This is a genomic window from Niallia nealsonii (assembly GCF_002835805.1).
In the GTDB taxonomy this organism is placed as follows: Bacteria; Bacillota; Bacilli; order Bacillales; family Cytobacillaceae; genus Niallia; species Niallia nealsonii.
The window spans coordinates 1-12,106 of the sequence record NZ_PISE01000031.1; the positions used below are offsets into that span (position 1 = coordinate 1).

13 protein-coding genes, 1 pseudogene and 1 riboswitch are annotated in these 12,106 nt (G+C 32.1%); of the genes and pseudogenes, 12 read left to right on the forward strand and 2 right to left on the reverse strand.

Features of this window, described 5'->3' with window-relative positions; translation table 11 throughout:
* The first annotated feature begins 325 nt into the window (after positions 1–325).
* The 8 genes and pseudogenes from CWS01_RS14125 to CWS01_RS14160 all read left to right on the forward strand — a co-directional run bounded on the left by CWS01_RS14125 (position 326) and on the right by CWS01_RS14160 (position 4,550).
* The gene (locus CWS01_RS14125; RefSeq protein ID WP_157827658.1) at positions 326–1,087 is read left to right on the forward strand and encodes an SH3 domain-containing protein; all 762 of its coding nucleotides are present in this window, start codon (positions 326–328) and stop codon (positions 1,085–1,087) included.
* A gap of 91 nt (positions 1,088–1,178) precedes the next feature.
* Positions 1,179–1,352: pseudogene (locus CWS01_RS14130) on the forward strand (BhlA/UviB family holin-like peptide); the annotation flags it as partial.
* A gap of 109 nt (positions 1,353–1,461) precedes the next feature.
* Positions 1,462–1,641, forward strand: coding sequence for a hypothetical protein (locus CWS01_RS23195; protein WP_268877076.1), 180 nt, complete (start codon positions 1,462–1,464; stop codon positions 1,639–1,641).
* A gap of 272 nt (positions 1,642–1,913) precedes the next feature.
* Positions 1,914–2,375, forward strand: coding sequence for a peptidoglycan-binding domain-containing protein (locus CWS01_RS22805; protein ID WP_205161152.1), 462 nt, complete (start codon positions 1,914–1,916; stop codon positions 2,373–2,375).
* Between the two features lie 188 nt (positions 2,376–2,563).
* A complete protein-coding gene (locus CWS01_RS14145; protein ID WP_101177846.1) occupies positions 2,564–2,857 on the forward strand; it encodes a hypothetical protein in 294 nt (97 codons plus the stop codon).
* Between the two features lie 177 nt (positions 2,858–3,034).
* Positions 3,035–3,211, forward strand: a complete 177-nt coding sequence (locus tag CWS01_RS22430) for a hypothetical protein (protein WP_157827659.1) — start codon at positions 3,035–3,037, stop codon at positions 3,209–3,211.
* Between the two features lie 875 nt (positions 3,212–4,086).
* Entirely contained in the window at positions 4,087–4,290 is a 204-nt protein-coding gene (locus CWS01_RS14155) for a hypothetical protein (protein WP_101177848.1), read from the forward strand.
* Between the two features lie 14 nt (positions 4,291–4,304).
* Positions 4,305–4,550, forward strand: coding sequence for a YolD-like family protein (locus CWS01_RS14160; protein WP_101177849.1), 246 nt, complete (start codon positions 4,305–4,307; stop codon positions 4,548–4,550).
* Positions 4,551–5,273: 723 nt separating this feature from the next.
* Here CWS01_RS14160 and CWS01_RS14165 read toward each other — a convergent pair.
* Entirely contained in the window at positions 5,274–5,546 is a 273-nt protein-coding gene (locus tag CWS01_RS14165; RefSeq protein WP_101177850.1) for a DUF4190 domain-containing protein, read from the reverse strand.
* 357 nt (positions 5,547–5,903) lie between these two features.
* On the opposite strand from CWS01_RS14165, the gene CWS01_RS14170 reads away from it, so the two are divergent.
* Positions 5,904–6,530 carry a class I SAM-dependent methyltransferase gene (locus CWS01_RS14170; RefSeq protein ID WP_101177851.1) on the forward strand — a complete coding sequence of 209 codons (627 nt, stop codon included), beginning with the start codon at positions 5,904–5,906 and terminating at the stop codon, positions 6,528–6,530.
* 547 nt (positions 6,531–7,077) lie between these two features.
* Here CWS01_RS14170 and CWS01_RS14175 read toward each other — a convergent pair.
* Positions 7,078–7,521 carry a cell wall hydrolase gene (locus CWS01_RS14175; RefSeq protein WP_101177852.1) on the reverse strand — a complete coding sequence of 148 codons (444 nt, stop codon included), beginning with the start codon at positions 7,519–7,521 and terminating at the stop codon, positions 7,078–7,080.
* Between the two features lie 932 nt (positions 7,522–8,453).
* Positions 8,454–8,538: riboswitch (cyclic di-GMP riboswitch) on the forward strand.
* A gap of 134 nt (positions 8,539–8,672) precedes the next feature.
* Here CWS01_RS14175 and CWS01_RS14180 point away from each other — a divergent pair.
* The 3 genes from CWS01_RS14180 (at position 8,673) to CWS01_RS14190 (ending at position 11,500) form a co-directional block, all read left to right on the forward strand.
* A complete protein-coding gene (locus CWS01_RS14180) occupies positions 8,673–9,038 on the forward strand; it encodes a hypothetical protein (protein ID WP_101177853.1) in 366 nt (121 codons plus the stop codon).
* Positions 9,039–9,157: 119 nt separating this feature from the next.
* Positions 9,158–10,156: a ketoacyl-ACP synthase III gene (locus CWS01_RS14185; RefSeq protein WP_101177854.1), complete on the forward strand. Its 999-nt coding sequence runs from the start codon at positions 9,158–9,160 to the stop codon at positions 10,154–10,156.
* A gap of 84 nt (positions 10,157–10,240) precedes the next feature.
* On the forward strand, positions 10,241–11,500 hold the full coding sequence (locus CWS01_RS14190) for a methyl-accepting chemotaxis protein (RefSeq protein WP_101177855.1): 1,260 nt from the start codon (positions 10,241–10,243) through the stop codon (positions 11,498–11,500).
* Positions 11,501–12,106: the final 606 nt, after the last annotated feature.

Sequence of the window (12,106 nt, forward strand, 5' to 3'; positions counted from 1 at the left end):
AGAAGATATCGACCAGTAGTCCAGACTCGCGGACTCGCGAGGAGTTTAGGGAATTTTGCCCCGAGGGGCAAAATTCCCTAAACTCCCAATACCCTTCCAAATATGGAAATAACACAGAAAGAAGTGGCTCACTTTTAAAGTGATCACTCTGGCTCAAATTAATATTGACAAATACATTCAGAGTCCTTTGCACAAGGGCTCTTTTATTTTAAAGAAAGAAAAAGGAAATATTTGCATTTCCTTTTATGGATAAAATTACCCGCCTAATTTAAAATATATGCTAAAATTACTATGCGTTTATTTAAACATTAGATGGGGGAACAGCATGAAAAAAGCACTTAAAATTTTTATTGTATTAGCATTATTTTTAGGAATTGGATCAAATATCTCAAACGTGAATGCAGCAACGAAATATAGCGCAACTGTAAACACAAAGATATTAAATGTTAGGGAAAAGACATCCGATAAATCTAAAAAAGTAGGAACACTTAAAAAAGGGACAAAGGTTACAGTCTATTCAAAAACAAAATCTGGTTGGTCGCAGATAGTATATAAAAAGAAAAAAGCCTATGTTGCTACCAAGTACTTGAAATTTGCACCTTCTACTAAAAAAGTTAGTTATTTACGCAATAAAAATAAAATTTATGTATATGATGATGCTAACAGAGGAACTTTTACAGAAAAATATGTAACAACCAAGGATGATTGGAGTATTTGGAATACTTATTTATATAATGGTAAGGATGTTTTATGGCAGAAGAAAGAAAAAGAAGACAGTAAAGGATTATATAGTAAGTATGATAAAGATGTGAAAACATTACTTCAGTATCCGATTAAGTTAGGGAAATCTTGGTCCTATAAGTCTGATGGGGATACATATACTATAAAAATTACTTCCCTAAATAAAACTATTAAAACAAAAGCAGGTACATTTAAAAATGTTTTAGAATTAACTATTACTAATAAGAAAAAAACATTTCAAGAAAAAGATTATTACGCTCCTGGAAATGGTTTAATTAAATATTATTATGATGACAAAGAATACGGCAGCAATGAGTATGAGTTAATTAAAATAAATAATAAATAAATGATCAATAATCTTTTGTAAGAGTCCTCCTTTATAGGGCTCTTTTTTATGCCGTTTAAGGAGGTGAACTCAATGGACAATGAAACTATAAAAATCTTTTCTTACACAAGGGCCTTTTGCTCTTTTATTCGTAGGGCTCCTTATTTATGTGATGAAAAACAATAAGGAAAGAGAAATTAGACTTCAAGATTTATTAGATAAATTCAGTGAAAAGTATGATTTAGTTATTAGCAAACTTGATGATATTAAAGAAAAAATAAAATAGGGTGGGATTTAGATGGATAAAGCAAGCATTACACGATTCTCATTACTTATCGTAGCCGTAGCCAATTCCATATTAAATGCTAGGCTGTGAAACAATCTCAGAGGATTTAGTGAATGACATCATTGCTGTTGGCTCTGGTGTTTATTTTTTATATGCAGGATGGAAAAACAACTATTTAAGTAAAAAAGATTTGAAACAAAAAGAAGTACTGCAAGCAAATAAATTAATTAATAAAGTAAGAGTAGTCAAAATGGCTGCTCTTTTTTTATTGGAGGTGCAGGCATGTTAGCAAAAATCATTTGGTTTTCAGTAAAGAAGATCAAAAAGAACAAGACATTTTATTATTCTAAGCGAGAAGACCCCCACCTCCAGGAACGGAGAGAGTAGGTGGACAATCTAACCACAATACAGGAATTGCAATTGATTTCTGCTTAACTAATGAAAAAGGGGACTACTGCCAATTATACTGTGAATAGTGAATGAAAACGTGTAGTAGCGATTGTTAAAAGCTTAGGATTTGAATGAGGCGGTGATTGGACTAGCTTTAAAGATAATCCGCATTTGGAGTACACAGGTAAGATTGTTGAAACAACAACTACTGCTAAAACAGAAACTAAGTCTACAGATAGTGGCAATGATGCAAACATCAAGAAATTCCAAACATTTATTAATGGCTATGCATCTAAAGCTAAATTCACAAAACTTGATGTGGACGGCTACAAAAGACTAAAAACAATAACAGCTGATATTCGTGTTTATCAATATTTAGCAAGAGTAACAGTAGACGGAGAGTTCGGCCCTAAATCCAAAAAGGCAGCACTTCCTAATAAAAAAGGGAAACCTTCTGCAACTTGGAATAAAATTGTGCAAGGTATGCTGTATATCCATGACCATGATCCAAAAGGATTCAATGATATCTTTGGTAATGGGATGTTAGCAACTATTAAGAAATTCCAGAAAGAAAAAGGCTTAACTATGGATGGCATTGTGGGACCTAATACATTTGTTAAATTCTTTGTATAAAATAACCATGGTGAATAAATAATTAATAGCGTTCATTACTTTCATGACAATCCTACTCTTTAGAGTGGGGTCTTTTTTATTTAACGCTATTTTTATAAAGTTTGTTATTTTTGAGGAATTAATTAATTTATATTGTATAATTTTACTAAAATATACATGTTTTATGAGTTTAGAAAGAGGGGATTCTCTTGTTTAACAAAATTAAAACAGCGTTATTTGGGAAAGGAAATGTTATTCTATTTGAATTAGATGATTGGTATGCTTGGTACAAAGACCCTCAAAAGTTTCATAATACGGTTGTTACACATCTTGTAAAAGAAGGGAAAAAAGTAGAGACAATTTCAGTGGTTAATAAAGTTTTTAGTAATAAGATTTCAATCCTAATTATCGATGGAATAAAATATGAACTCAGTGTAAGAATTTATCAAGGTTTAGGTCCAACTCAAACAGTGGTTCTAAAAGAAATTGAATCCAAGCATTAAGAATATTAATTTAATCTAACTAGGAGAAAAAATCTGCATAAAATAAATGGGATAGGTAAATATTATATAGCGATTAGCCTTACCAAAAGCCTTACTCTTCGGAGTGGGGTCTTTTTTTATGTGAAAAGGAGTTTTTTTTCAGTTATAGAAATTGAAAGAAGGAAAGGAGGAATGTATATGAAAGATCCAGGACCAAGGCCAATAGTTTTTTGTGACCTGCCGGTAGGCGGTTTTACTGTTGATTCAGAAGGCGGGGGATATAAAGATTTTTTCTTTGACCCAACAATGGGAGAATATAACATTAACCCGGGTGGTGGAGGGAGTTTTAGATTATATTCACCACCAGGTTGGTAAAGTAATATAGCTCTCCCCATAGTGAGAAGGGAGTTTTTACTGTTTCTCTAGTTTTGTAACCAAGCGAAAGTACTTGATTAAAATATACAAAAGTAGAGGATTTAATAAAGGAGAATACCACCATTTCCACCAACCATAATGAAAATATCCCCAAGGTTGAGGCAATAATGCAATACATTCATAAATAAATATAAATATGTCCCATATTATAATTGTAGCAATCTTTATATAAATAGGTTTATCAAATGGATATAAATTAAGAAAAATAATATTAACGGATGGAATTAAAAACAATTGATATAAAAAGAGAGCCCAGTCAATATCACGAGTGAAATACCAATATCCATGATATTTGAAATCAACAAATATATCGAATAGAAGTTGGAGGCTGATACTGAATAGATAAACGCTCAATATTTGACTATAACTCAATTGTTTTTTATGAACTTTTATAGTTATGAAATTAACGATAATAATTGCAACTACAAGACCAATCAAGCGCATCACCTAAGTTTTTTATATATTATATCCTATATATAGGGGAAATAAACAATGATGGGTTTTCTTTTATTGTCGTTTTTGTAAACTAATAGAAATATCGAAATGAAAAAAGAATCCTTCCTAGTATGAAAGGAGGGATAGAATGACAGGATACGATTATCTTCTGTAATTAAAGAACAATACGATAAAGTGAAAATTTTTTCCAAGTTGAAAGTCCTCATTGATATCCTTTTAGAAATTTTCCTTCATGTGAGAGCAAATCAATAATCTTCTTACATCATTTTCTAAATATAAAATAAGAACGAATGTTTCTTTTTTATCTTGTTTAAGAACTTATGTTCGTATATAATTGTAAAAAAAGAGAGGTAGTTAGGATGAATCGGCAGCTAGAAAAGGCGATGCTTGAGAAAAAAGCACTGGAAATTATATACGAGAAGAATGACCATACATTCTCGAAAAGGAATATTTTAATTAAGCATATAAAAGCTTTCTGCTTAACCAAAAAGCAGCCGCGCATTTTTAGAATCGAATCCATCTTAGCTGCTTCTTATGTTAAGGAAAATAAAAGGTACGCATAGGAGGATAACTGAAAATGGCAAAAACAAAGAAGCTTCAAAGACCGCAAAGGGATGAATTTGAATTAGAGGAAATAGCAAATAGCTTACTAGAAGCACATACGGAAAAAAGCGAAGTACTATTAAACGTATGGAAAAGAGATGAACCAGTTAAAGGAACTATTGTGAAAATGGATGGGAATACTAAGCTAATTCACGTAGAGAATGATATAGATTGTGTAAAGATACCTTTCATGAATATCCTTAAAGTACAAATTATTTAAAAGAAACGGCCCAACTTATCTGGCTAACATTATATTACGAACGGGTGCTTATCTTATTGATCTTGCTGCCAATCGAGGATTATTTTAAATTACGTCATAATCGGGTAGGTTTGTGGAAAAAGTAATGAACCAGTAGTGATTGGATAACAGCGAAACCTTAATAGAACTTAATCGTCCTAACTATTAAAGATTCAAAGGTTTACATTGAAGTTATGGTGTTGCTTTTTTCTTGAACTTTCAAAACCCCTTACAGCAATAAATAAATTGGAATAAAATGAAACTAAGGGGTATAGATATTGGGGGATAGATATGTATTTCTTTAATAAAAAGGAAATTTATATGAGATATTCAATCGCAAAATTATCAAAGGTAAGAGGAATTTTAAAAGATAAGGGTATTAAATATACCTACAAAGTTATTGACCATTCAGGACAATGGCTAGGATGAGATACAACTAGAGGAAACTTTGGAAATATCGGAATGGACAGTAATTTTGAAAAACAATATGTTGTTTCAGTTAAGAAAAAAGATCTAGAAAACGCAAAGTATTGGGCTAACAGTGGTTTACATTCACAATAATTAAATGAATACAACCTATATTCCTTATAAAATTAAAATAACGAAGGCCGCTTTTTAATAATATAAATCAAGCACCACAATAGGAGATCCTTGATTTATATTTATTTAACAAAAATATTATCTAACAGAACCTGAAACCAACATTTAGTGGGTTATAAAAGTAGATATTGACAAAAAGGCTATAAGACCAAGCACTATTAAAATTTGAAGAATAATTCCTACAATACTACAAATTAAACCTACAGTAGCTAATCCTTTGCCACTTTCATTTGTTATATTAATCTGTTTTAACGCTTTTTTTGAAAATACTATCCCAATAATGCCTAAGATTAGACCAATAAAAGGAATAAGTAATGATAAAATACCGACAGTTAAAGAAATTACTGAATTATTGTTTGTTTGATTTTTATCAGACATTCTTTACCCTCCCTCACTTGATAATTTTACCATATTTTGTTGGTGTTAGGAGGGAAATAGTAAAATAAAATCCTTTTCTCAATGGAACAGCGAAGTATTCCTGTCATAAATGAAGGGAGAAAAAGAATAGATTTGTGAAGAAATACACTTAAACAAAATGGCAGTTTAGCTCAACAAGAACGATAATGAAAATATAATAATACATTCCGTTAATTGTAAAGGAATTACTATTTACAAAAAGATGAATGCTAATTATAGTTATTAAAGAGTAGTTATGTCTTTAATTAAAAATTTAACATTAGTGACAAGCAACATAGCATCCCAGTTAAAATAAACCATAAAGGAGATAGAGATATAATGGAATTCTGGGAATCAAGTTTTATAGAAAAACAAACGATGTGGGGATTTGAACCTACAGACTCCGCAATTTTAACAAAGGATTTTTTCCTTGAAAGGAATGTTAAGGACATACTGGTACCAGGTATTGGATATGGTAGAAATGCAAAGGTTTTTATTGATAATGGAATAAATGTTACAGGTATTGAGATTTCAAAAACAGCGATTGATTTGACGAGGCAAAATGGGCTTGATATTAGTATTTTTCATGGTTCAGTAACTGACATGCCTTTTGATAACAAACTCTATGACGGTATATTTTGCTATGCACTTATTCACTTACTGAATAATCGTGAGAGAGATAAGTTTATTAAAGATTGCTATAATCAGTTAAAGCCAAATGGATATATGATTTTTACAACTGTTTCAAAAAAAGCCCCCATGTTTGGTAAGGGCAAACAATTGGATAAAGACTATTTTGAGATAATGGAAGGTGTAAAAATGTTTTTTTATGATTCTGACTCTATAAAACAAGAATTTGGAAAATATGGACTGGTAGAGTTTTCAGAAATTGACGAGCCAAGTAAGAACATGAAAAATAAACCTCCAGTAAAATTTATAATTATAAAATGTAAGAAAGAATTATAAGGGTAATCATACAAAAATCTAAAAATAGTGAATTGTTAGGGGATAGGGGGTGTATATCCGCAACCTATTCGTCAAGATATTCAATTGGTAAAAAAGATTATATGAAATACAATATGATATTGAAGGAACAGATGCAAAGGTTTGTTAAAGAACGATTTTTTAACGGGAGATATTTCCCGTTAACTCCTAGTGGAACAGATTCAGAAAGTATTTTTTATGTTTTATGAGATGTAAACTTTGCAATGATGGCAATTAGACAGATTTTTGAGGATGCATATAACGAAAAGTCACCGAGAGACGTACCCGGTGACTTTTATTTCTATATATAATTTCCTTAATTTATGAATTTTCTTTTTTGGTTCGAATAATCTTATTCCACAAAAGCACCCTTTAATTTAGGTGCAATATTTTACAATCTTGCTTTCTTGGATACATACTATTACTAAATGTTTGATATATATAAAGGAAACACCTGATGACCAGGAAGTTCCCTTTATATTTCTCGAGATAAAAATACACCAAAACAATGATTAAAAAAAGAGTAAGGTTAACCTCCGATATAAACACTTTCACATGTTCCAGGTTTTGGTTCATAATAACAATGATTTTTATATTGACCAGCTAAAGGTTGGCCGTACCAAGTTGGAGGACACGGAGCATATGGATTAAAATACCAAAGAGCATATTTTCCTGGGTGGTCTCTCCAATAATCCAAATTCTGTTTTGCTAATCTTTTTTCAGCAGTTCTCGCTCTTTGATAAAATACATTCCCTTTTTGAACAGCTTCAAAAGAATAATTTCCTCCTTGTACTTGATAAATGACTTGTGGAATTGTTCTTAAATCTTTGAAATCTGAACAATTTGCTTTAAGACGATTAACAATTACATTTCCAACATATAACATTCCTTGTATTCCTTCACCTTCGGCTTCTGCTCTCATCATCCTTGCCATTAAGTCAACGTCTGAACTTCGGTAATTTACTCTTGGCATTTTGTCACCCCCAAAATATAGTATGAAAAAAAGCCTACATTGATGTCATTGTTTATAAAATAAGAATGCTTAGTTTTTAAAGCTTACAGTTTTTAAGTAAGGTGAAAATCATGTCATTTTTTTTAATAGTTTTATTCCACAAAAGCCCCGTTAATAACCTTAAAAAATAAGCGTTAATCCTTCTTTGAGTAACGCTAGCGGTTAGTTTAACAAATATCCAAACAATCTAAATGACGCGGAAATATAAAAAACATCTGGTTTGCTAAAAATCACCTCTTTAAAGCTTAGAGGTGATTTTCTATTGGATATTTATTTTGAAATTGCGATAAAGATTTTGAAGAATTGTACTTAAGGAAATTTCACCAATAATGGGATTAATCTTTGAATTTCCTGTTGGATTATCCATTGAAAGGGCATGAGTAGAAGCGACAGATTTACCATTAGTGTCAAAAAGCAAGTGTAGCCTATATTAAAGTAAACTTTAATGGAGACAAATGGAATTCAGTATATATCAAATTATTTTCAGATCGTCTAAACACTTATTTGTTTGCAGCGTTTCCTTTTCAAAAAATATTTTATGAAATTGAATATATTAGTAAAAAAGTAGCGGATTAAATTATTTTAATAAAAGTAAATGGAATAAATTTTATGTAGAGTGTCTGTCCTCCAATGTTTTAACGTTTAACAGTTTTGGGGGTAGGCACCAATATCCCAAAATCAAAATCCAATGTTAAAGTACTGTTTAACATGGATCATATTTTGTTAAGGGCTTTTGTTTGTGTTAATTTTATGACTTCATAGGAATATAAGCCTAAATTAGAACTGTTTTTTTGTTATAAAGAGGAGATTGTATGATATAATTTGGACAGTTTCTTTTAAGGTTACGCGGAGTAATGAAATGATAGCTAGTTATTTCTTTAAAAAAGAATAAGAAGCGACAAAGGCAAATTCATCGAAAGGTGAAGACGCAAAACTATAGGGACTAAGGTCGAAAGACGATGTTAGCCAGTTACCGATTTTTTTCATAAAGCAAAAAACTAATCGGTAATAGATTAGTTTTTTTGTTTTTTAGTAAAAAATGAGAATGGTTGGAGTCTGTGATCTGCTGAAGACTTAGCGGTTTAGAATAAAAAAGAAAAGGAGAAAGATTAATGGCATTATTTCAAACAGACAAAAACAATAAAGCTTTTATTATTACTTTAGGAGGATTTGCTGAAACAGACAAGGCTTCTAATTTTGTGGAAAATTTAAAAAAGGAAGTTTCGAGTATTGATGTGAAAAACTTTAGCTTAATAGTAGATTCGGCGGAACTGCGAACATTCAAAACGGAAATTTTGCCCGTTCTTGAAGCTAGCTATTCTTTATATATGAATTTAGGATTTAAAAAAATTCTAATGGTTACGCCAAAAAAAGTAACGCCAAGGCTGCAGCTGAAACGAATAGCCAAAAAAGTTCATTTTTCAGGAATATTTATAAATACTCTTCAAGAGGCACGGAGCGCTGCAAAAAGCGATTGATTTTTTGATGGAAAATATCATGCATAATGGCTGATTGCCAGCGATTAGTATAATTATTAAAAAAATCTGAATAATTTATTTAATAAGACCATTTCTTATCAAATAAGGAGGGAAAGCAAATGACTGTAAGTGCTATTCTAAAAGAAGTCTCTGTATATCATCCTGATAAAGTGGTAAACAATGATTATTTTATCCACCATTTTCAGCGTCAAGGAAAAGATATTGAACATCTGCTTGATGCTCTTGGGCGAGAAAATAGATATGTAGCCGATTATCAAAGGGAAACTACTTTAACGATGGCGATTGAAGCCTCCAAACAAGTTTTAGAAAAAAGCAAGTTGTCTGGTGAAGATTTAGATATGATTGTGTTTGTATCAGGCACACCTGAATATTTTTGGCCCCCAAATGCTGTTGCCATTCATCAAGCCCTGCAAGGAAAAGAAGAAGCGATTGTTTATGATATGAATGTAGCATGTGTAGGGATGGTTGTGGCAGTGGAACAAGCAAGCCGTAATATGCTGGCTAACCCAAATATAAAGCGTGCTCTTGTCGTAGCTTCTGAACAAATGCATCGATATGCAAGACAAGAAGATGCAGTGACATATGCTAATTTTGGAGATGGGGCTGCTGCTGTCCTTATTGAAAAAAGAAAGAATACAGAAAATGGATTTATTGACTCTACATACAAAGTAAATACAGAATCTATTGATAAAATTGTTTTCCCGGCCTGCGGCGTTTCTAACATGTTAGAGTCTGATACAACAGAAACGGAGAAAAAAATCAAATGGGAAAATGTTAACAATGATAATGCATTTCTATCTACAATCGAACTGATTGAAAAGCTGCTGAAAAGAAATCATTTATCTACCAAAGATATTCAAGCATTTTGCTTTTCTCAATTATCAAGGAAAAATATCTATAAAATACAAGAAGCATTCAAAGAAGACAGCGGGAAATTCCCTATTGTTGGTACTGAATATGGCTATACAGGTTCTGTAAGTCCTTTTATGGCTTTAGAGCACGCTGTAAAAACAGGTCAAGTGAAAAGAGGAGATTATGTCATTTTCTGGTCAGTAGGGGCAGGCTCTACTGCTTGTGCCGTATTATATAAATATTAAAATAGTGAAGAAACAAGCAGGGCATTCGATAGCCGAAAAAGCCCTGCGTTTAGAAAAAAAATTAAAGGATTTAGGAGAAATTAAATGAACAGAAAAAAATTATCCGACATCATTACACCTGGCCAGTTTAAAACACATGTCATCCCTTCTGCCATCATTGGCGCTTTTATCTTTACAAGCACTCTAACAGAAAATCAATTTGTAGAGTTTTGGATTGTAACAATAGGGGTGATTGCCTATATTGCTTTGGGCTTGTGGTCATCTATTCGTTCAACCAAAAAATTACATAAAATCATTCAATATACTCGGGATTTAGAGTCAGGAAATTTAGCCGAAACAATCGAAATAAATGGCCAAGATGAATTTGCGATGATTTCCAACTCTTTAACAAAAACAATGAACAATGTGCGACAACTTATGGAGGAATTGAAGGAAAGAACATCAAATGTAAACAGCAATTCTGATGAATTATCGGCAACAATCACAGAGTTGATTTATATAATGGACGATGTAAAGGAAACAACCAATGAAATGGCGCAAGGTTCTGTAGAATTGAGTGCAACTACCCAGCAAATTGGAGCATCGGTAGAACAAATCGAAGTTTCCACTAAGCTGTTAGCTGAAAAAGCAAATGAAGGTGAGGATACAGCAGAAGAAATTAAAAAACGAGCAACGCAAGTAAGGGAAGATGCAAGCATATCTGCTTCTTCTTCTTATGATATATATACGGAAAAAGCCGAAAAGATTAAAGGAAGCATCCAGCAAGCGGCAGTGGTCGAAGAAATAAAAGTATTAGCTGATACGATTGGCAATATTGCGGGACAAACCAATCTTTTAGCTTTAAATGCATCCATTGAGGCAGCAAGAGCAGGAGATGCAGGCAGAGGTTTTGCAGTTGTCGCAGAAGAAATCCGCAAGCTGGCAGAACAATCCTCCAAATCAGTCAATAATATTCGCAAGATTACAAGCCAAGTTCAAGATGCTTTTTCTGATCTAATAGATAATTCAAAAGATATATTAGACTATATGGACACAAAAGTTAAACCAGACTATGAAAAATTGGTGCAAATAGGGGAGCGATATGAGCATGATGCGGAATTTATTAATCAAATGTCCTATGAAATCGCCCAAGCATCGAGCGAAATGGCAACTGCCATTGAAGAAGTAAATCTAGCCATTCAAAGCGTAACCGCAACAAGCCAACAATCCGCAGCAGGAACAGAAGAAATTTTGCATAATATTTCAGAGGTCTCCTTGGCGATTAAAGAGACGGCAGAAATGGTAGAAGATCAAAACAATGTAACAAGCAATTTGAAAAAACTTACGCGGAAATTTGGATTGTAAAACAAGCTATTAGGGGTTTTTGGATATGAAAAAACAATCTGAATGTGAAAGAATCAGCATCGTTTATTTGCTTTATTACAAATAAAAAAGAATGTAGGGGAATGCTGCATAAGCATAAATAATAAATAGCCTTCTCTTCATGTTAAAAGCCAGCAGACAAATGCTAGATAGGATTTGTCTGCTGGCTTGTTATTATTTGGTCCTCTTTTTATTATCAAATCGCCTAATTTCTGCTGTTGTCGGCAAACTAAGTGCTACGAATGATTTTTTTCTTTCCCGCATCGCACACAAGCATTGGAATAATAGCTGAATTTATGTTTCCTTTTAAAAAAACAAATAATAGACATCCATTTCAACTGGAATCACCTTATTTCTATTTTATACTCCCACTATTTTATAATTAAAATATGAACAAATTATGAAATGTTCATTAAAAAAAAGAGAAAAAATGGATAAAGGTGTGGTGTGTACATAGTATACAGGGGAGAGAGCAGCAGTTTTGAAATAGATGCTGTATAGGAGCATTCATGGATGCACCAACAAAGTCATCCAATGTACTATCTAGTTCTCGCTTGTACTGTTTAGATAAAAAAATCTTTTAAATAA